At 57.4% G+C, this 21,855-nt stretch carries 14 protein-coding genes; 10 read left to right on the top strand and 4 right to left on the bottom strand.

Translation table 11 applies throughout. The features are described 5' to 3' along the window. Positions 1–182: 182 nt before the first annotated feature. From glgX to AC1DQM_RS01475, 4 genes are all read left to right on the top strand, one after another. Positions 183–2,339, top strand: coding sequence for a glycogen debranching protein GlgX (glgX, locus tag AC1DQM_RS01490; protein ID WP_477745727.1), 2,157 nt, complete (start codon positions 183–185; stop codon positions 2,337–2,339). Positions 2,340–2,739: 400 nt separating this feature from the next. Beyond that, positions 2,740–3,498: a PIG-L deacetylase family protein gene (locus AC1DQM_RS01485; protein ID WP_018926126.1), complete on the top strand. Its 759-nt coding sequence runs from the start codon at positions 2,740–2,742 to the stop codon at positions 3,496–3,498. Between the two features lie 227 nt (positions 3,499–3,725). Next, a complete protein-coding gene (locus AC1DQM_RS01480; RefSeq protein WP_018926127.1) occupies positions 3,726–4,526 on the top strand; it encodes an endonuclease/exonuclease/phosphatase family protein in 801 nt (266 codons plus the stop codon). A gap of 426 nt (positions 4,527–4,952) precedes the next feature. After that, the gene (locus AC1DQM_RS01475) at positions 4,953–6,017 is read left to right on the top strand and encodes an autotransporter domain-containing protein (RefSeq protein ID WP_111453570.1); all 1,065 of its coding nucleotides are present in this window, start codon (positions 4,953–4,955) and stop codon (positions 6,015–6,017) included. Positions 6,018–6,125: 108 nt separating this feature from the next. Here AC1DQM_RS01475 and glgB read toward each other — a convergent pair whose 3' ends face one another. The 3 genes from glgB to AC1DQM_RS01460 all read right to left on the bottom strand — a co-directional run bounded on the left by glgB (position 6,126) and on the right by AC1DQM_RS01460 (position 13,892). Beyond that, positions 6,126–8,357 (bottom strand): 1,4-alpha-glucan branching protein GlgB, encoded by a 2,232-nt coding sequence (gene glgB, locus AC1DQM_RS01470; protein WP_477745726.1) that lies wholly within the window; start codon positions 8,355–8,357, stop codon positions 6,126–6,128. A 2-nt stretch (positions 8,358–8,359) separates the two neighbouring features. Beyond that, positions 8,360–11,701 carry a maltose alpha-D-glucosyltransferase gene (gene treS / locus AC1DQM_RS01465; RefSeq protein WP_477745725.1) on the bottom strand — a complete coding sequence of 1,114 codons (3,342 nt, stop codon included), beginning with the start codon at positions 11,699–11,701 and terminating at the stop codon, positions 8,360–8,362. 193 nt (positions 11,702–11,894) lie between these two features. Then, complete coding sequence (locus AC1DQM_RS01460) at positions 11,895–13,892, bottom strand: alpha-1,4-glucan--maltose-1-phosphate maltosyltransferase (protein WP_477745724.1); 1,998 nt, start codon at positions 13,890–13,892, stop codon at positions 11,895–11,897. A 278-nt stretch (positions 13,893–14,170) separates the two neighbouring features. Here AC1DQM_RS01460 and AC1DQM_RS01455 point away from each other — a divergent pair, with 278 nt between their 5' ends. The 6 genes from AC1DQM_RS01455 (at position 14,171) to AC1DQM_RS01430 (ending at position 20,959) form a co-directional block, all read left to right on the top strand. Next, positions 14,171–14,404, top strand: a complete 234-nt coding sequence (locus tag AC1DQM_RS01455; protein WP_018926132.1) for a DUF3203 family protein — start codon at positions 14,171–14,173, stop codon at positions 14,402–14,404. A 195-nt stretch (positions 14,405–14,599) separates the two neighbouring features. After that, positions 14,600–16,030 carry a cytochrome c oxidase accessory protein CcoG gene (gene ccoG / locus AC1DQM_RS01450; RefSeq protein ID WP_192350676.1) on the top strand — a complete coding sequence of 477 codons (1,431 nt, stop codon included), beginning with the start codon at positions 14,600–14,602 and terminating at the stop codon, positions 16,028–16,030. A 190-nt stretch (positions 16,031–16,220) separates the two neighbouring features. Next, on the top strand, positions 16,221–17,630 hold the full coding sequence (mapR, locus tag AC1DQM_RS01445; RefSeq protein WP_018926134.1) for a GntR family transcriptional regulator MpaR: 1,410 nt from the start codon (positions 16,221–16,223) through the stop codon (positions 17,628–17,630). A 169-nt stretch (positions 17,631–17,799) separates the two neighbouring features. Further along, positions 17,800–18,978 (top strand): SIR2 family protein, encoded by a 1,179-nt coding sequence (locus tag AC1DQM_RS01440; RefSeq protein ID WP_477745723.1) that lies wholly within the window; start codon positions 17,800–17,802, stop codon positions 18,976–18,978. Further along, positions 18,968–20,743, top strand: coding sequence for an ATP-binding protein (locus tag AC1DQM_RS01435; RefSeq protein ID WP_477745722.1), 1,776 nt, complete (start codon positions 18,968–18,970; stop codon positions 20,741–20,743). Before AC1DQM_RS01440 ends, AC1DQM_RS01435 begins: the two co-directional genes overlap by 11 nt. A gap of 3 nt (positions 20,744–20,746) precedes the next feature. Continuing rightward, positions 20,747–20,959, top strand: a complete 213-nt coding sequence (locus tag AC1DQM_RS01430; RefSeq protein WP_477745721.1) for a KTSC domain-containing protein — start codon at positions 20,747–20,749, stop codon at positions 20,957–20,959. A gap of 120 nt (positions 20,960–21,079) precedes the next feature. On the opposite strand, the gene AC1DQM_RS01425 is transcribed toward AC1DQM_RS01430, so the two are convergent. Further along, a complete protein-coding gene (locus AC1DQM_RS01425; RefSeq protein WP_018926135.1) occupies positions 21,080–21,826 on the bottom strand; it encodes an SDR family oxidoreductase in 747 nt (248 codons plus the stop codon). Positions 21,827–21,855: the final 29 nt, after the last annotated feature.

The raw sequence follows: 21,855 nt of genomic DNA, 5'->3' as shown, positions 1-21,855 counted from the left end.
GTGGCGAGGGGGCTTGCCCCCGTTCGGCTGCGAAGCAGTCGTAAACCAGACGCCACGTTGCTGATTAAAGAATTGCGGTGACTGGTTTAAGGGTCGCTTTGCGACCCAACGGGGCGATGCGGCGTTCCGACAAGCCCCCTCGCCACAGAGCGCCCTCGAAAAATACCGTTGCAGGAGCAGCTATGACCAGTCCAAAGAAAACCGCGCCCGAACCTCACGAGGCCTCGCGAATCCGTGAAGGCTTGCCCTTCCCGCCAGGCGCGACCTGGGATGGCCTGGGGGTCAATTTCGCGCTGTTTTCGGCTCACGCGACCAAGGTCGAACTGTGCATCTTCGACGATGCCGGCGAGGTGGAACTGGAGCGTATCGAACTGCCGGAATACACCGATGAGACCTACCACGGCTACTTGCCCGACGCCCATCCGGGGCTGATCTACGGCTATCGCGTGTACGGGCCGTACGACCCGGCCAACGGTCATCGCTTCAACCCGAACAAACTGCTGATCGACCCCTATGCCAAACAGTTGGTCGGCCAATTGAAATGGTCCGAAGCGTTGTTCGGCTTCACCATCGGCCACCCCGACGCCGACCTCAGTTTCGATGAGCGCGACAGCGCGCCCTTCGTGCCCAAGTGCAAAGTGATCGACCCGGCCCACACCTGGGGCCATGACCATCGGGTCAGCGTGCCATGGGACAAGACGATCATTTATGAGACTCACGTACGCGGTTTCAGCATGCTTCACCCCGCCGTTCCCGAGAACCTGCGCGGCACCTTCGCCGGGTTGATGGTCGATGATGTGCTGGAACACATCCGCAAGCTCGGCGTATCGACTGTGGAGTTGCTGCCGATCCATGCCTTCGTCAACGACCAGCATCTGCTGCACAAAGGCATGACCAATTATTGGGGTTACAACAGCATTGCGTTCTTTGCCCCGGACCCGCGCTACCTGGCCAGCGGCAAGATCGCCGAGTTCAAGGAGATGGTCGCGCATCTGCACGAGGCCAATCTGGAAGTGATCCTCGACGTGGTCTACAACCACACCGCCGAGGGCAACGAACAAGGCCCGACCCTGTCCATGCGCGGCATCGACAACGCCTCTTACTACCGCTTGAGGCCCGACGACAAACGCTACTACATCAACGATTCCGGCACCGGCAACACCCTGGACCTGAGCCACCCGTGCGTGCTGCAAATGGTCACTGACTCGCTGCGTTACTGGGCCACGGAAATGCACGTGGACGGTTTCCGTTTCGACCTGGCAACCATCCTCGGCCGCTACCATGACGGCTTCGACGAACGGCACAGCTTCCTCGTCGCCTGTCGCCAGGACCCGGTGCTGCGTCAGGTGAAGTTGATTTCCGAATCCTGGGACTGTGGCCCCGGCGGTTATCAGGTCGGGAACTTCCCGCCGGGCTGGGTCGAATGGAACGACAAATTCCGCGACACCGTGCGCGCGTTCTGGAAAGGTGACGACGGCCAGCTCGCCGACTTCGCCGGCCGCATGACCGCCTCCGGTGAGATGTTCAACCAGCGCGGCCGTCGACCGTATGCTTCGCTGAACTTCGTCACCGCCCATGACGGCTTCACCCTCAACGATCTGGTGTCGTACAACGACAAGCACAACGAGGCCAACGACGAGAACAATCAGGACGGCAGCAACAACAACCTGTCGTGGAACCACGGCGTCGAAGGCCCCACCGACGATCCCGAGATCAATGCCCTGCGCCTGCGGCAGATGCGCAACTTCTTCGCCACGCTGCTGCTGTCCCAGGGTACGCCGATGCTGGTGGCCGGCGACGAGTTCGCCCGCACCCAGAAAGGCAACAACAATGCTTATTGCCAGGACAGCGAGATCGGTTGGGTCAATTGGGACATGAGCGAAGACGGCAAGGCGCTGCTCAAGTTCGTCAAACGCCTGATCAAGTTGCGCCTGGCCTATCCGATCCTTCGGCGCGGGCGCTTCCTGGTGGGTAATTACAACGAGGACATCGGCGTCAAGGACGTGACCTGGCTGGCCCCGGACGGCAGCGAAATGTCCAATGAGCAATGGGAAGAAGGCCACGGTCGCTGCATGGGCATACTGCTCGATGGCCGCGCCCAGGAAACCGGCATTCGCCGCAAGGGTGCCGACGCAACCCTGCTGCTGGTGGTCAACGCGCACCATGACATCGTCAACTTCCTGCTGCCGGAAGTGCCTGACGGTGGTTTCTGGACTTGCATGATCGATACCAATCAACCGTCGATTCGGGGCCAGGAACGCTTTGAATTTGGTCGCCAATATTCGGTTACTGGCCGTTCGCTGCTGTTGTTTGAACTGCAGCATGAGGAAGAAGAGTGAGAGTGATCACCATAATATCTGTAGCAGCTGCCGAGCCTGCGAGGCTGCGTTCGGCTGCGCAGCCGCCGTAAAACCTGAGTGCACGGTATATCTGCAAGATCGCATCGTTTGACTTCACGACTGCTTCGCAGCCGAACGCAGCCTCGCAGGCTCGGCAGCTGCTACCAAAGGACGGTTTCGGTGACTTTTTGCGAACCCCGACACAGCCAGGGTTAAAAAAACCGCATCAGACCAAAGGCTGAGGCGACGAATAGCGTTTCATGAGCAATACTCTGAACGCGGCAATCCAGGGTTCGGAGCGCCGCACATTGCTATCTACCCGCCTTCACGGGTCTGCCAGGCTTGCTCCCGCAAGTATTGCGCACGACTGAGGGCCAGACAGAACAAGGACGTAGCGCCTATGAGACCGGTTTCCATCAGCGAAAACAGCTTGCCTGCGCAGATCTGGAACAGCGCCCCACAACTGGACAACATCCCCGTCATCAACACCGAAACACTGGTCCCTGCTGGAGCTCGCGCGGTGGTGATCGCCCCGCATCCCGGCGATGAAGTGGTGACTTGCGGCGGCCTGCTGCAACTGTTGTGCTCCCTTGGTCATCCTCTGCAACTGATCTCGATCACCGACGGCAGCGCCAGCCATCCGGGGTCGCGTCAGTGGTCGGAAAAGCGCCTGAGCGTGTTCCGCCCCCAGGAAAGTGTCGAAGCCTTGCGTCGACTCGGCTTGCCGATGCACAGCCTGAAGTGGATTCGCGGCGGCTTCACCGACAACGCTCTGGCCGAGCGAGAGTCTGAATTGACCCAATTCATCGTCCGCTACCTGCGCCCCGGCGATGTGGTGTTCACCACCTGGCGCGAAGATGGCATCGTCGACCACGACGCTGTCGGCCGGGCCAGCGCCAGGGCTGCCGCCCTGGTAGGGGCGACGCTCAACGAAATACCGGTCTGGGCCTGGCACTGGCCGATGCGCGAGCACGGGCTGATCCCCTGGCATCGCGCGCGCAAGCTACGCCTCGACACCTGGACTGTCGCGCGCAAAAGCCACGCCACCTATGCCTACGCCAGCCAGCTCGACGGCGAACCGGCGATCGGCATCGCCCCGCTGCTGCCACGAGTGATTCTGGAACGCATGCGGTTGCCGTATGAAATTGTGTTTGTCTGAATGACTCGAAGAATGTTTTTTGTGGCGAGGGGGCTTGTCGGAACGCCGCATCGCCCCGTTCGGCTGCGAAGCAGTCGCAAAGCTTTTGGGGCCGCTTCGCGACCCAACGGGGGCAAGCCCCCTCGCCACAGTAGCCCGCTCCCACATGGATTGGCGTAGCTCGAACTGAACTGCTCGCCCACGCATCAGTCGCATACATACAGCAGCCCTGATTCAGAGGAGTGAACGTGACCCACGATGCCGAACGCCAAGCCGTCGAATCAGTGCCATCGAACACGCCCCCGGCGATTCGCCGACTCAGAGTACTGACGGTCAATACTCACAAGGGTTTCACCGCCCTCAACCGACGTTTCATCCTCCCGGAACTGCGCGAAGCGGTACGCAGTACGTCGGCGGACCTGGTGTTTCTGCAGGAAGTGGTCGGTGAGCATGACCGGCATTCTTCCCGTTATAACGACTGGCCACCGACCTCGCAGTACGAATTCCTGGCCGACAGCATGTGGAGCGATTTCGCTTACGGTCGCAACGCGGTCTACCCCGACGGCCATCACGGCAATGCCCTGCTGTCGAAATACCCGATCCGCGAATTTCGCAACCTCGATGTCTCGATCACCGGCCCCGAGCGGCGCGGCTTGCTGCACTGTGTGCTGGATGTGCCGGGCCATGCCGAAGTGCATGCCATTTGCGTGCACCTGAGCCTGTTGGAGAGCCATCGACAACTCCAGCTGCAGTTGCTCTGCCTGTTACTCGAATCGTTGCCAGAGGACGCCCCGGTAATCATTGCCGGCGACTTCAACGACTGGCAGCTGCAAGGCAATGCCACCCTCGCCCGACGCGACTACCTGCATGAAGCGTTCGAACGCCACCACGGCCGCCCGGCGAAAACGTACCCGGCACGGTTTCCCCTGCTGCGCCTGGACCGCATCTACCTGCGCAATGCCAGCAGTCATGAGCCGCGCATACTCGGCTACAAACCCTGGACGCACCTGTCGGACCATTTGCCGCTGGCAGTGGAGGTACGCCTGTAACACCGTCAAGCGACAGGCGCCAAGAACTGCAGCCTGAAGCAGAAAAAATGACAGTAATCACGTCACGGACTTGCTCATGGATTTTGCACTGTTCACCCGTCACGCAACCGATAGCCCACTACCCAATACGTCTGGATTGCACCTTTCAGGATGATTTTTCGTACAAACAACAACTTAGATCGGCGCCAATAATCAGTCACTTACAGAGTCTGAAATAGCCGTACCACTTATCGGCCATTTTCTTGACGCAGCGTCATCGGTCTTCTTAGCTAGTCCTTACTACCCCCGGAAATCCATCAGGGGCAAGCCTCCAGACACCCGTAAAACGGGCGGGTCGGACCTTGCCTCAATCCATTCGGTCGCCCCTCATTCGGGGTAGGAGAGACGCCACAGCGAGATACGCATGCGATTGCAAGGTAGACCTCCATGAGAACTTCATTCACCCCACAAGAGATAAAATTCACTTTTTGCGTCGTCTCCGGTTCACTCCTGCTGTGCTCATCCATGGAGGTGCGAGCGTCGTCTTCCGAGGACGAAACAACGCCCTGGTACAGCCAGCAACTACCGACAATTACCTTGCCCTTCGGCGTCGCCACATATCCTGACCGTTTACGCGTCAACTCAGACTTACCCAGCTCACGCCTGACGATCGAAGACGCCGCGCCCTTGGCCTGGGATCACGCCTATGGCCCGACGTCGCGGCAGGCACAAACCGATTATCTGACCCAGGGCACGATCCCCGGAGCCAGCGAATTCAAAGGCCCGGCACTCCTGACCGTGCAAAGCAACAGCGGTAGTATCCAGCGGGTCGGACTGATCGGCGGCACCGCTCAATTCCAGGGCAACGACAACGGCCTGCTGACCAGCCGCGCCCTCGCCGACCCCAGCCATGACACGCTCAACCTTCAAGGCCAAAGCCTTGGTGCCTACTGGAGCCTGACCGGGGCGCAAGGCTGGCACGTCGACTTGACGGCCAGCGGCGGCCGGGTCAGCGGTTTTAGCCGCAACGACCAGGGTGTGCGACAAACCACCGAAGGCAGCGCGATGACAGTGTCGGTGGAAGGTGGTTTCCCGATTGGCCTGGGCGACAACTGGGTGGTTGAACCCCAGGCGCAGTTGATCAATCAACGCATCACGCTGGATACGCCATATGCCGGGTCAGGCAACGCCTCGTCCAGCGACCTGACCTCCTGGAGCGGTCGGGTCGGTGCACGCTTGAAAGGCAATTACGATATCAACGGCCTGCCGGTCGAACCCTATGTGCGGACCAATTTGTGGCACACGGTGTACACGGGCAACACAGTGAGCCTGGATCAGGTCGACAAAATCAGCAGCAGTCGCAATTCATCGACAGTAGACGTGGGTCTGGGGTTGGTGGCCAGAGTGACGCCTTCGGTCAGCCTGTATGTCAGCGCCGACTACAGCAGCAATGTGGTTGAAAATGATTTGAACGGGTTGATTGGCAGCCTTGGGGTGCGGATGCGTTGGTAAAAAAATCAAAAGATCGCAGCCTTCGGCAGCTCCTACGGTTCAACGTTGTCCCGCCCACCTGGGGCGACCCGATCCTGTAGGAGCCGGCGAAGCCGGCGATCTTTTCGATCAACCCTCCGGTCGCAGAATCAACACCGCCAACGGCGGCAAATTCAACACCAGGGAAAGTGCCTGCCCATGGCTCGGTTCTTCCTCGGTGAACACCCCGCCACCGTTACCGTAATTGGACCCGGCATAGGTGTCGGCGTCGCTGTTGATCAACTCGACCCAGCGCCCGGCAAACGGCACGCCGACGCGGTAAGACTGACGCGGCACCGGGGTGAAGTTGGCCACCACCAACACCGGCCTGCCCTCCTTGCTCCAGCGCAGCCAGGCGTAGACGCTGTTGATCGCGTCGTCGCCGATCAACCACTGGAAGCCCTGCGGTACATCGTCCTGATCGTGCAGGGCAGGCTCTTCGCGATACAACCGATTCAAGTCGCCGACCAGCTTGCGCACACCCTGGTGTTCCGGATATTGCAGCAAGTACCAGTCCAGCTGCTGATCGTGATTCCATTCGCGCCACTGGCCGAACTCGCAGCCCATGAACAACAGTTTCTTGCCGGGATGGGTCCACATGAAACTCAGGTAAGCCCGCAGGTTGGCAAACTTCTGCCAACGGTCGCCGGGCATTTTGTCGATCAGCGAATGCTTGCCGTGTACCACTTCGTCGTGGGAAATCGGCAGGATGAAACGCTCGGACCAGGCATACACCAGGCCGAAACTCAGTTCATTGTGATGATGGGCGCGGTACACAGGATCCTGCTGAATGTAATGCAGCGAATCGTGCATCCAGCCCATGTTCCACTTATAGGCAAAACCCAACCCGCCCTGTTGCGTGCTCTGGCTGACACCCGGCCACGCCGTGGACTCTTCGGCAATCACCAGTGCACCCGGTGCTTCCAGAGCCACTACGTCGTTGAGATGACGCAGGAAATCGATGGCTTCCAGGTTTTCCCGACCGCCGTGACGGTTGGGCACCCACTCGCCGGCCTTGCGCGAGTAATCGCGATACAGCATCGACGCCACTGCGTCGACCCGCAGTCCATCGACATGGAAATGCTTGAGCCAGTGCAGCGCCGACGCCAGCATGTAGCCGTGCACCTCGGTGCGACCCAGGTTGTAGATCAGCGTGTCCCAGTCCTGGTGAAAGCCCTCCATCGGGTTGCCGTATTCGTACAGCGCGGTGCCGTCGAACTGCGCCAGGCCATGGACATCGGTCGGGAAATGCGCCGGCACCCAATCAAGGATCACGCCGATTTCGGCCTGGTGACACGCGTTGACGAAAGCGGCGAACTCATCCGGCGAGCCGTAACGGGCGCTCGGGGCAAACTGCGACAACAATTGATAACCCCAGGAGCCACCGAATGGATGTTCCATGATCGGCATCAGTTCGATGTGGGTGAAACCCAGCTCTTTGACGTACGGAATCAGCCGCTCGGCCAACTCGGGCCAGGTGTACTGACGGGCGACTTCGCCCAGGTCATCCAGCTCGCATTGCCAGGAACCGGCATGCAACTCATAGATCGACAGCGGTGCACTGGTTCGCTGACGCTCGCCCCGCGACTGCATCCAGTCCTGGTCCTGCCAGTCGACTTGCAGCGGCGAAGCGACTTTCGATGCGGTGTCTGGCGGCAGCGCTGTGGCCAGGGCCACCGGGTCGGCCTTGAGCGGCAGAATGCCGTGGGCGCCGAGGATTTCGTATTTGTAGGCCTCCCCCGCTTGCAGGCGCGGGATGAACAACTCCCAGACCCCAGTGGGATGGCGCAGGCGCATCGGATGCCGACGACCGTCCCAGACGTTAAAATCGCCGACCACCGAGACCCTTCTGGCGTTCGGCGCCCACACGGCGAAGCGCACACCCTCCACGCCATCGACCGTCTTCAACTGCGCGCCGAGGCAACTGCTCAGATCCCGGTGATTGCCCTCGGCGAACAGGTACAAGTCCATCTCGCCGAGTAACGGGCCAAAGCTGTAAGGGTCTTCGGCGAGTTGCTCACCGCCGGCCCAACGGGTTCGCAGCAGATAAGGCTGTGCCCGCTCGAAGTGCCCGACGAACAACCCCGCCGTCTGGGTCGCCTCAAGGCTGCCGAGTTCTTCTCCGGAGGCCTTGTCCACCACTTGCACACTCAAGGCATCCGGCAGATACGCCCGAATGAATTGCCCGCCAGCGCCATCGCCGTGCGGGCCGAGAATTGCAAAGGGATCCTGATGTTCGGCGCGTACCAATGCGTCGATGTCCCGCGCCCTGGGCAGCAGCGCCTCTTTAACGTGCCCCTGTTCCTTGTTCGAGAAACTCATGACTACTCTCCACCAAGATCGGAAAAGGGTTTAAGCCCACTCAATAATCCATATAAACCGTGCAACGGCACCGGTAGCCAAGTGGGGCGGTTTTCAGCCTCATAGGCCACTTCGTAAGCCGCCTTCTCCAGACCGAACAACGCCAGCGCAGCATCCTCGCCTTCAGGATCTTGCCATGCATGAGCAAGACTAGCTGCCGCCAGCCGATAAGCGTCGACAAATGATTGTCGCGCCTCTTTCAAATAGCGATCGGCGACCCGTTGACGCGCCGCCTGGGCATCCGCCGTGTTGTCGACGTTGTGTACATTTATCGCCATCGCCGCGGCGTAATCGAAGGAGCGCAACACGCCGCTGACGTCTTTATAGGGGCTGTGTTTACCGCGGCGCTCACACAGCGGCCGCGCGGGTTCACCCTCAAAATCGATCAGATAAGCATCACCCTTGATCACCAGCACTTGCCCCAGGTGCAAGTCACCATGGACGCGGATACGCAAGCCGCCAGCGGCCTTTTTGCCCAGCTCCTGGATATGTCCGAGGATGGCTTTCTTGTTGTCCAGCAAGCGGCTGACCAATGTCTGGTCCGCCGCGCTCAGTTCGGTTTGATGTTGCTTGAGCAGCTTCAGTGCATGCTCCAACTGCGCCGCCACGTCCTTGGCCGAGGCCAGGGCATCTTTCTGACTCATGATGTGTGGGGCAAAGTCCGGGTTGGCGCTCGGGGTCGCCAGTACCTGATGCATCTCCCCCAGGCGCTGGCCGAGCATGCCGGCAAAATCCTTCAGCTCGCCGAGGGCGTTGTAGTGCTGCTCCTGCTCGGACACGGCATCGGCGAGCTCGTCACGAAGCGCCCGTTCGAGGTTGTTCTGGGTCCATTCCCACGCGTCGCCCTGATTGCTCAAGTAACCTTGGGCGATCATCAACAGCGTGTCCTCGCCCGCCGCATCGCGACGAATCACCGCTCCCAACAGCGGCGAAATATTTTTGAAACCGGCATGGGTCAGGTACGCGCTCATTTCCAGTTCCGGGTGCACCCCTGACGCGACCTTGCGGATTAGCTTCAGCACCAGGCTGGCGCCGATCACCACCGAACTGTTGGATTGCTCGGCAGACAGGTAACGCACCTGCGACTCGGCACTCAGCCCCAGTTTGGCCAATTCATCAGTAGGCTCGAAACGGATCTCGCCACCGTCCGAGGGCAACACCGTACTGGCCTGCATGCCCTGCAACACTGCATGAACAAAGCTGTCGAGGCTGAAGGCGTCGGTGATTAGGCCGACCTGACGACCGCGACGGACCCTGGCCAGCGCCAATTGCTGCGGCAACGCGGCGCCGACCTGTTCCTCGGAAATAAAGCCGAATGGCAATTGATAGCGGCTGGTCTGGCCAGCGCTGGTGACGTCGATTTCACTCAACAGCACCGGATGCTGCGGGTCGCCGAAGCGCACGCCGTAAGCGAGGTTGACGCTGTCGATGGTGCCGTCCTTGCCGGCGAACCAGCGGCGATTCTGCAACCAGCTCGGCAAAATGCCCTGCTCCAGTGACTGCCGAGACGGCGCTTCGAGCAGCTCTTCCATGCGCTGCTTCAGGACCAGCGTGGTGAAGTCCGGCAGGCTTTGCGCCGGCTCCACGTGCCAGCTCGGCATCTGGTTCTCCGCTGCCAGGCCGAACCAATAGAAGCCGTAAGGCGCCAGCGTCAGCAGGAAATTCAACTGGCCGATCGGCGGGAACGCATTGCCGCCGAGCATCTCCACCGGGACCATGCCGACATACGCCGACAGATCCAGCTCCGCCGCTTGCGCGCTGCGGGACACGTTGGCCACGCACAGAATGATCTCGTGCTTGCCGTCCGCGCCGTTGAATTCACGGGTGTAAGCCAGGATCCGGCGATTGCTCGGCGACAGCATCTTCAGCGTGCCGCGACCGAAGGCCTTGGACTGCTTGCGTATCGCGAGCATGCGCCGGGTCCAGTTCAACAATGAATGAGGGTCGCCGGCCTGGGTTTCGACGTTGACCGACAGATAGCCATACTGCGGGTCCATGATCGGCGGCAACACCAGACTGGCCGGGTCGGCGCGGGAGAAGCCGCCGTTACGGTCGATCGACCACTGCATCGGCGTGCGCACACCGTCGCGGTCGCCGAGGTAGATGTTGTCACCCATGCCGATTTCATCGCCGTAATACAGGGTCGGCGTGCCGGGCATCGACAGCAACAGACTGTTGAGCAGCTCCACGCGACGACGATCGCGTTCCATCAACGGCGCCAGACGCCGGCGAATCCCCAGGTTGATCCGCGCCCGACGGTCGGCCGCGTAGTAATTCCACAGGTAATCGCGCTCCTTGTCGGTGACCATTTCCAGGGTCAATTCATCGTGGTTGCGCAGGAAAATCGCCCACTGGCAGTTGGCAGGGATTTCCGGAGTCTGGCGCAGAATGTCGGTAATCGGGAAACGATCTTCCTGGGCCAGCGCCATGTACATGCGCGGCATCAGCGGGAAGTGAAACGCCATGTGGCATTCGTCGCCGTTCTGGCCTTTGGCGTCGGTGTTACCAAAATACAGCTGAGTGTCTTCCGGCCACTGATTGGCCTCGGCCAGCAGCATGCGATCGGGGTAATTGGCGTCGATCTCGGCGCGGATCTGCTTGAGGACGTCGTGGGTCTCGGGGAGGTTTTCGTTGTTGGTGCCGTCGCGCTCGATCAGGTACGGGATCGCGTCCAGCCGCAGGCCGTCGATGCCCATGTCGAGCCAGTAGCGCATCACCGACAGCACCGCTTTCATCACTTGCGGGTTGTCGAAATTCAGGTCCGGCTGGTGGGAATAGAAGCGGTGCCAGAAGTACTGACCGGCCACCGGGTCCCAGGTCCAGTTGGACTTTTCGGTGTCGAGAAAGATGATACGAGTGCCGTCGTATTTCTGGTCGTTATCGGACCAGACATAGAAGTCGCGGGCCGCCGAGCCGGGCTTGGCCTTGCGCGCGCGCTGGAACCACGGGTGCTGGTCCGAGGTGTGGTTGATGACCAGTTCAGTGATCACCCGCAGGCCGCGTTCGTGGGCCTCGGCAATGAAACGCTTGGCATCGGCCAGGGTGCCGTAGTCGGGGTGCACGCCACGGTACTCGGCGATGTCGTAGCCATCGTCGCGTCGTGGCGAGGGGTAGAACGGCAACAGCCAGATGGTGTTGACGCCCAGATCGGCAATGTAATCGAGCTTGGCGATAAGGCCGGGAAAGTCGCCGATCCCGTCATTGTTGGAGTCGAAAAAAGACTTAACGTGAACCTGGTAGATCACCGCATCCTTGTACCAGAGCGGGTCTTTGATGAAGGTGGCTGACCTGGGTTTCTTCGCCATTTGTAACTCCTGTTGAAGAATTCGTCATGAGCCAAACGCCAACTAATGCTGATGGCTCTTTTGTGGCGAGGGGGCTTGCCCCCGTTCGGCTGCGAAGCAGTCGTAAACCTCTGAATCTGGCTGGAGGGAGAGGTTGCCTGAGCGATTTGGGGACCGCTTCGCGGTCCAACGGGGGCAAGCCCCCTCGCCACAGTCAAGAAGCGGTGATCCGCCAAATCCCGAACGGCAGATGCCACGGTTCGATCCGCATGAACTGGTACTTGCCGTGCCAGGTCCAGCGGTGACCGTTCATCAAGTCTTCGCCTTGGGTGCTGGCATCGTCGGGCAGGCCCATTTCCCACAGCGGCAATTCAAAATTCGCTTCCTGGGCGTTATTCGGATCGAGGCTGACGGCCACCAGAATGAAATTGCTGCCATCCTCACTGCGCTTGCCGAAATACAGAATGTTGTCGTTCCAGGCGTTGTAGACCTTCAGGCCCAGATGCGTGTGCAGCGCCGGGTTCTGCCGGCGGATGCGGTTGAGCTGGGCGATTTCGGCAATGATGTTGCCCGGCGCGTTGAAGTCCCGCGGGCGGATCTCGTACTTCTCGGAATTGAGGTACTCCTCCTTGCCCGGCACCGGCGCCGCTTCACACAGCTCGAAGCCCGAATACATGCCCCATAACCCGGAACCCATGGTCGCAAGCGCCGCGCGAATCAGAAAACCCGGGCGCCCGGAGTCATGCAGGAATGCCGGGTTGATGTCCGGCGTATTGACGAAAAAATTCGGCCGGTAGCATTCACGCCATGGCGACTCGTTGAGTTCGGTGAAATAAGTCGCCAGTTCGGTCTTGGTGTTGCGCCAGGTGAAATAGGTGTAGCTCTGGGAGTAACCGACCTTACCCAGGCGCGCCATCATTGCCGGCGTGGTAAAGGCTTCCGCCAGAAAAATCACCTCGGGGTACAGCGCCCGCACATCGGCGATCAGCCACTGCCAGAACGGCAGCGGTTTGGTGTGCGGGTTATCGACACGAAACAGCTTCACGCCCTCTTCGACCCAGCCCACCACGATGTCCCGCAATTCAACCCACAGGCTGGGAATCGCATCCACGGCATAGAAATCGACGTTGACGATGTCCTGATATTTCTTCGGCGGGTTCTCGGCGTATTTGATCGTGCCGTCCGGGCGCCAGTTGAACCAGCCCGGATGCTCTTTGAGCCAAGGGTGATCCTGGGAACACTGAATCGCAAAGTCGAGGGCCACTTCCAGCCCATGTTCGGCGGCCGCCGCGACGAGCCGGCGAAAGTCTTCGCGGCTGCCCAGTTCCGAGTGAATCGCCTCATGCCCGCCTTCTTCGCTGCCGATGGCGTAAGGACTGCCCGGGTCGTCGGGGCCGGCGGTCAACGAGTTGTTCGGGCCTTTTCGATAGCTGCGGCCGATCGGGTGGATCGGCGTGAAGTACAGCACGTCGAAGCCCATGTCCTGAATCATCGCCAGCCGCGTATGCACGTCATTAAAGGTGCCATGACGGGCCGGATCATCCGTGATCGAGCGTGGGAACAATTCATACCAACTGGCGAACTGCGCCAACTCCCGCTCCACGTCCACCGGAAATTCAGGACTCAGGCTCACGAAGGGACGATGATCGGCCTGGGCCATCAAGTCCGCGCTGCGTTGGTGCAGAAACAAGGCAACCTGCTCGGTTTCGAGCAGACCGGACAACTCATGGTGCAACGCCGCCAGCTGCTCGCTGAGGAGGCCTTCACTGCGTTCCGCTGCCTGCTTGACGTGCAGGCGCCCCTCCTGCAATTCCAGGCTGACCGACATGCAGGCCCCGTGCTTCTTTTTCAGCTCATAACAAAAACTGGCGTACTGATCGATCCAGGCTTCGATACAGAACGCATAGCGGCCCTGCTTCTTGACACGGAACTGGCCCTGCCAGCCGTTATTGCCCAACTCGGCCATCACCTCGCTCTGCCAGGTGTCGTCGCCTTCGGCACGCCAACGGATGCGCACGGCCAGTTTGTCATGACCGTCGGCAAACACTTTGCTGGTCACCACCACGTCCTGATCGACCACGGCTTTAACGGCAAATTGCCCGCCATCGAGGGTCGGCATGGTGTTTTCGATCACGATACGCGGCAGCAGCAACGCCTGGGACAGCGGTATATGCGGGTTGTAGCTCAGCTCTGTGGTTTTTTCAGCGGTCATCGAGCATCTCTCCTTACGCCCCAAGGACGCTCTTGTGCCTGGTCATCACTCACACGAAGCGATCTGCCCCGAGATGAACTCAAGGGTATGAACACACATAAGTTCCGAGCCACAGGCGCCGGCAAAGTTCAGAGGGATTTGCCAGGTCCTTCGAGGAATCAATCCCCCGGGCACGGGTCAACCAACTTAAGCACGACTCACGCCATCTATCGGTTGCACAGAACAATCACCGGCAAACGCGCCCTAACACTTAATGAATCCGCAAAAAGGCCTCCTCCATGACCGTGCGCATCGACAACCAGACCTGCTTCTTCATCACCGAAAACGGCGAAGAAATTCGCCTTTGCCCTGATATCACCATAATCACTGACGAGGAAAAATCCATGTCGGCAGTAGAACTCGACGGCCAGCGCTTCTACATCACCGAAGCAGAAGCCGACGCATTGACCGTAGCAGGTGCTGTGGACGGTCGCCGGCATTTGAAGGCCACGAACAGTGATTCGGTGATTTGACTGACCGGCATCAACACAACCCACCAGCGCCTGACCTAGGTACTTGCAGCCCGCCCTTGCGGGTGCATCAAGTTGTCGCAGGCGGGTGTGGGTAGCCCATCTGATCCGCTTTTTATTGCGCTAGCTGAGTCTGTTATGCAAACAGATCGCTGGTCATAGTGCTCAGGCCTGATGGAGGCTGATGAGCGAAAGACCATGAGCGATAGAATCCCCGTCCGAACCGTTGAACCTGCCTCGTTTATAAAAAACAATGAGCCTTCGCGTCCAAAGATGAAGGCCAAGTCCAGTGACAACCTGATCCACACCCGCAGCTTCACCGGCCTGTTCCGCACCCTGCGCATGAGCGGCGCGGGGTTTCTGTTTCTACTGTTCTTCGGCACGGTGTGGCTGAACTGGGGCGGCCGCCAGGCGGTGCTCTGGGACCTGTCCGAAAGCAAATTCCACATCTTCGGCGCGACCTTCTGGCCCCAGGATTTCATCCTGCTGTCGGCGCTGCTGATCATCGCCGCCTTCGGTCTGTTTGCGATCACCGTGTTCGCAGGCCGGGTCTGGTGCGGTTACACCTGCCCGCAGAGCTCCTGGACCTGGATCTTCATGTGGTGCGAGAAGATCACCGAAGGCGAGCGCAACCAGCGGATCAAGCTGCAAGCCGCGCCCTGGGGCCTGAACAAACTGCTCCGTCGCTCGGCCAAACACACCTTGTGGCTGGCGATCAGCCTTCTCACCGGCCTGACCTTTGTCGGCTACTTCACACCGATCCGGCCCCTGGCCGAAGAGCTGCTGACTTTGCAAATCGGCGGTGTCAGCCTGTTCTGGGTGCTGTTTTTCACCGGTGCCACTTACATCAACGCCGGCTGGCTACGTGAAGCCGTGTGCATGCACATGTGTCCATACGCACGGTTCCAGAGCGTGATGTTCGACAAGGACACCCTGACCATTTCCTACGACGTGGCTCGCGGCGAAAACCGTGGCCCGCGCAAACGTGAAGTGAAACCCGCCGAGGTCGGCCTGGGTGATTGCATCGACTGTCAGGTGTGCGTCCAGGTTTGCCCGACCGGCATCGACATCCGCGATGGCTTGCAGATGGAATGCATCGGTTGCGCCGCGTGCATCGACGCCTGCGATTCGATCATGGACAAAATGGGCTACGCCCGAGGGCTGATCAGCTACACCTCGGAGCATCAATTGCAGGGTGGCAAGACCCACCTGCTGCGCCCGCGCCTGATCGGTTACACCGCGGTGCTGCTGGTGATGATCGGCGCCTTCGCCCTGGCCTTGGTGGAGCGGCCGATGGTGTCGCTGGACGTGAGCAAGGACCGTGGCCTGTTCCGCGAGAACAGTGAAGGTCAGATCGAAAACATCTACAGCCTGAAGGTCATCAACAAGACCCAGCAACGTCAGGAGTACCGTCTGACACTGGTCGACGACGACGGCTTCCAGTTGCAAGGCAAGACCGAACTGAGCCTGGCCCCCGGTGAAATCGTCGATGTACCGGTGTCGGTGGCGATGACCACGGAACGGCCGAGCAGCAGCTCGCAGACAATCAGCTTCAAGATTGTCGACAGCGATGAGCCGGACATCTATAGCGTGGCCAAGAGCCGGTTTGTTGCACCGATGAACCGCTGAGCCTTTAAGATGCAATCCTTTGTCCTGTGGCGAGGGGGCTTGCCCCCGTTGGGTCGCGAAGCGGCCCCCTACATTATTCAGATATATCGAGCAGTCTGGTTTTACGACTGCTGCGCAGCCGAACGGGGCGATGCGGCGCTCCGACAAGCCCCCTCGCCACAAAATGCACAATTCACTAACCGGGCACTCGATGAAACGCTACGAAAAATTCGCCGACGACATCGCTGAACTGATCCGCTCCGGCGTTCTTGGCCCCGGCCATCGGGTGCCATCGGTGCGCTACGCCAGCCAGACCTACGGCGTCAGCCCGTCCACGGTGTTCCAGGCCTATTACCTGCTCGAACGTCGCGGCCTGATCCGCGCGCGACCGCGTTCCGGCTACTTCGTCAATGCGCATGCACCAAGCCCGTTCTCGGAGCCGGTGATCAGCAGCCAGGTCAACGAGTCCACCGAAGTCGACGTCAGCGAACTGGTGTTCTCAGTGCTGGACTCGATCAAGGACCCCACCACCGTGCCCTTCGGCTCGGCCTTCCCCAGCCCCACGCTGTTCCCGCTGCAGCGTTTGTCCCGCTCGCTGGCCAGTGCTTCCCGGGAGATGGACCCGCGCATGGTGGTCACCGACATGTCGCCGGGCAACCCGCAACTGCGTCGGCAAATCGCCCTGCGCTACATGGTCGGCGGGCTGATGCTGCCGATGGAAGAACTGCTGATCACCAACGGTGCGCTGGAAGCGCTGAACCTGTGCCTGCAAGCCGTCACCGAGCCTGGCGATCTGGTAGCCATCGAAGCCCCGGCGTTTTACGCCAGCCTGCAAGTGCTGGAACGGCTGAAGCTCAAAGCCGTGGAAATCCCCGTCCACCCGCGAGACGGCATCGACCTCGGCGTACTCGCCCAGACCCTGGAACGGCACCCGATCAAGGCCTGTTGGTGCATGACCAGTTTCCAGAACCCCATGGGCGCGACCATGCCCGAGGCGAAGAAACAGGAACTGGTGGAGTTGTTGCGCAGCCATCAGGTGCCGCTGATCGAGGATGACGTCTACGCCGAGCTCTATTACGGCCAACAGGCGCCGAAACCGGCCAAGGCGTTCGACACCGAAGGGCTGGTGATGCATTGCGGTTCGTTCGCCAAGAGCCTGGCCCCCGGCTACCGCATCGGCTGGGTCGCCGCCGGGCGCTATGCGCAGAAAATCGAACGGCTGAAACTCATGACCTCGCTGTGCGCTTCAATGCCCGCCCAGGCCGCCATCGCCGATTACCTGCAACACGGCGGCTACGACCGGCACCTGCGCAAACTGCGTTACGCCCTGGAAGAACAGCAAAGTGCCATGCTCGCCGCCATCGCCCGCTACTTCCCGGCCCAGACCCGCGTCAGCCAACCGGCCGGCGGTTACTTCCTGTGGCTGGAACTGCCACCGCAGATGGATTCGTTGAAGTTGTTTCAGATGGCATTGGCGCAGGGGATCAGCATTGCACCGGGGCCGATTTTTTCACCGACCCAGCGGTTCAGGAATTGTATTCGGTTGAATTATGGTAGCCCGTGGACCGAGGATTCGGAGAAGGCGATGGAGACGTTGGGGCGGATTGTGCGGTCGTTCTGATCTTTCCTCCCGTGATGCCATATTACTGGCGCACTCTCCATCGAACGACTACGCTCATAAAACCGTTGTAAGGTTCAAGGAAGGCCGAGTTAGATTCAACTTCCCTGCTGTCCAAAAACAAGCAGCAATAAGATACTTAACTCGAATTGTAGCAAGGACAAAAATAATAATGAGCAGCTCTACTCACAACCCGGATCAATATATTTTTGGCTTTCGCCAGATAGTTAGCACCGGCAAAAAGAAAATAGGAATTCTAATTGGAGCCGGAGCGCCGGTCAGTATAAACATAAAAAAACAACCAGAATGGGAGTCACTAATCCCCAACCTTGCCGGCCTAACCAATATCGTCAAGAACAAACTTAATCCCGATGACCTCAAAGTATATGAAGCATTAGAAAAAACAACACCAGACTCCAACCTAGAAAAAATGCTCTCCAAAATTAGAGCCTTAAGCGAAGTTATCGGAGAAGCACTGATACACAACTACAACGCCGCCGACTTCGCAAAACTCTCAGAAACCATTTGCTTACTAATCAGAGATGCTGTGAGCAAAGAGTTACCGGAAGGACAGAACCCGTACTCAGAATTAATATCATGGATAAATGGAGTTACTAGAAAACACGGAGTAGAGATATTTACAACCAATTATGACTTGCTAATCGAACAAGCATTAGAGCGAGCAAAAACACCATATTTTGATGGTTTTAGCGGTTCAAGAAACGCTTTTTTTGATCCAGCAAGCATATCAAAAAATGACTTACCGCCAAGATGGGCTAGAGTATGGAAACTGCATGGTTCCATAGGATGGGAAAAAAATGAAAAAAATGAGGTAATCCGCATACCCCGCTCTAACAGAGCAAATATGGTTTACCCTTCCCATATAAAGTATGACCAAACACAAGCGGCGCCTTTCTCCTCCCTATTTGATCGACTGAAGAACTTCATCCACGAACAAGACACATTATTAATTTCAGCTGGATTTTCTTTTGCGGACGCCCATATCTCTTCAAAATTATTAGAAAGCTTACTTGCCAACCCCTCAGCCGCATTAATGGCATTCCAATTCGGGACACTTAAAGAAGAGATACACATAAGAGATCTTGCCTTGAAATGTCCTGGCATCAGTGCTTTTTGTCGCGATGGAGCAATCATAAATGGTGTTGAAGCAAAATGGCGCCTTGGCATTGTACCTAGCAAAAATTGGGAGCACATCCGAACGGAATACTTCGAAAACAACGAATTCTTATTGGGAGACTTTTTAAAGTTATCTCGATTCCTAGCAACAGCCGGAGGTGACTTTTCAAACGACGCGTTGATCGAAGATGGCGAGGTCAACGATGATAAATAATAGCCCAACTTTGCTCGGAACCATAAGCGCGGTATCCAGTTCTTCAATCGCTGTGGAATTAGCTAGCTCCGTAGAGTCAGGACTTCTTATCTTTGAAGGCCGGAACTATCGAATAGGGCAAGTCGGCAGCTTTGTCAAAATACCTATTGGATACAACCAGCTTTATGGCGTTGTATCTGGCTCTAGCGAATCCTCACACTTTGATGACGAGGCGCTTTTACTTGCGGACAGACGCTGGATAAAAATCGAACTAATCGGAGAGATGGTTGGCGGTGAGTTTGAAAGAGGCATAAGTGAATATCCCAGCATTGGAAATGACGTGCATATTGTCGTTGAAAGTGATCTAAAGAAAATATTTGGAACCAACCTCGCCGGACAGTTTCAAGTAGGCACGCTCTCTAGCTCCGACAGCATCAACGTCAGCATTGACCTAGACAAGCTAATAACTAGACATGCAGCTCTATTGGGATCAACTGGATCAGGAAAGTCTACAAGCACAGCTAGCATTCTGAGATCCATCATAACAAAATCGTCCGAAGTGCAACTACCATCTGCCAGAATACTTCTTATTGATATACACGGAGAATATCACGCTGCGCTAGGAGACATTGCAAAAGTATTCTCAGTATTGCCCGAAAGCCAAAACCAACTTTACGTTCCTTACTGGTGCATTTCTCCTGAAATGCTAATAGATTTTTTGTGCGGGGGACTAAACGAATCACAAAAAACTCTATATCTTGACAAAACCATTCAAGAACGTGAAAGACTTTTAGAGATCAATAACCTTCAAGATTTCGATCCTTCAAAAATCACAGGAAACACCCCACTCCCCTATAGAATTAAAAAAATATGGTATGACTTACTACATGAAGACACGGTCACTTGGAATGATGCCGAAATGACCACTCCCTCATACTTAAACAATGAAATAGGCGACTACGAAAAGCTCACTGCTCCAAAATTTAAACCTCCAGGTGCAGGAAGCTCATTACCCAAGAAAGGTGGGGCTGGAGGAATGAAGAAGCAACTAGACTTAATGAAGTCCCGCCTGCTCGACTCACAATACTCATTCTTACTCGACCCAGGCGACTGGTCACCAGACAAAAATGGAAAAATAAATAAAGATCTAGACTCTCTTATTGGAGAATGGCTTGGACACGAAAAGCCAATTACTATCCTTGATTTATCCGGAATGCCATCATCTAGGCTAAGCCTACTTCTCGGCTCAATTCTGGATATAATTTTTGAGTCTTCAATATGGGGCCGAAACCTAGAGTCCGGAATGCGCGCCAGGCCACTATTACTTGTTTTAGAAGAGGCGCATAGATACCTAGCAAAATCGGAGACCGGACTCGCAAAAACCATGGTTCAAAGAATAGCAAAAGAAGGAAGAAAATTTGGCGTCGGCGCACTACTAGTTAGCCAAAGACCTTCGGAAATTGATGACACCATACTTTCTCAATGCGGCACAATAATCGCATTAAGGATTAACAATGCAACAGACAGAGCCATTGTAAAGTCAGCGATGTCAGAAGGTTTAGCAGGGATAGCCGATGCATTGCCAATATTAAGAACGGGGGAGGCGATAATAGTTGGAGAGGCGGCAAAACTTCCAACTCGCTGTAAATTCAACATCCTTCCAGAGGGAAAATATCCTGACAGCAGAGATCCAACCGTAACAGCCTCTTGGTTAAAGGAGCGCAAAGAGGAGAATTATAAAGAACTAATAAGTGCATGGCGCAACCAATCTATCAATAAGGTATAAAACATGGACAGAGAAAGAGTGACTTCCAGTAATATAACCTCGATCGGATATGACAGCAGCACTCAAACACTGGAAATAGAATTTCACGAGGGCGAAGTATATCAATACTACGGAGTTCCAGAAAGTATTCATGACGAGCTAATGTCCGCCAGCTCGCATGGAGTTTATCACAATGTAAACATCAGAAAAAGTTACTCATACACGAGAGTACAATAATCATACTACTGCTCAAAGAAACTTAATATCTCTTTGAGCAGTAATTTCATGACCCATAATATTCGAAATCAGGTGCGCTAAGATCAATCAGATGACTCAGTAAAGATCGTCCATTAAAAGTTAACGCCCGCCGCCCAAATCAACAAACGTCCCCGTCGCATACGACGCCTTATCCGACAACAACCACACAATCGCCTCCGCCACTTCATCCGGCCGCCCACCGCGGGCCATCGGAATCGCCGACTCAAGTTTGCTGACCCGGTCCGGATCGCCGCTCAATGCATGGAAATCGGTGTAGATGTAACCCGGACGCACCGCATTGACGCGAATCCCCTCGCCCGCCACTTCCTTGGACAGGCCGATGGTGAAGGTGTCCAGCGCCCCCTTGGACGCGGCGTAATCCACGTACTCGTTGGGTGAACCCAAACGCGAGGCGACCGAGGAGACGTTGACGATGCTGCCGCCCTGCCCGCCGTGTTTGGGCGACATGCGCAAAATCGCGTGTTTGGCGCAGAGGATCGGCGCCAGGACGTTGGTCTTGAGGATTTTCAGAATGCGGAATTCCGACATTTCGTCGATCCGCGACTTTTGCCCGACGGTGCCTGCGTTGTTCACCAGCGCGGTGACCCGACCCAGTTCGGTGTCCACCCGATGAAACAGAGCGATCACTTCGTCTTCGATGCTGACGTCGGCACGCACGGCGATGGCTTGGGCACCGCGTGCGCGGACTTGCTCCAGCACACTGAGCGCCGCCTGTTCGTCGGACTGATAATTGATGCAGATCCGATAACCTTGTTCGGCGGCCAACAGGGCCGTGGCGGCGCCGATTCCACGGCTGCCGCCGGTGATGACGATAACTTTGTCCATGCTGGCTTTCCCCCGTTCCAAGCGTAAGC

Source organism: Pseudomonas sp. 01L34 (assembly GCF_056400265.1).
The sequence above is the reverse complement of the archived record's forward strand: the minus strand, read 5'-3'. Positions and strand labels throughout refer to the sequence as shown.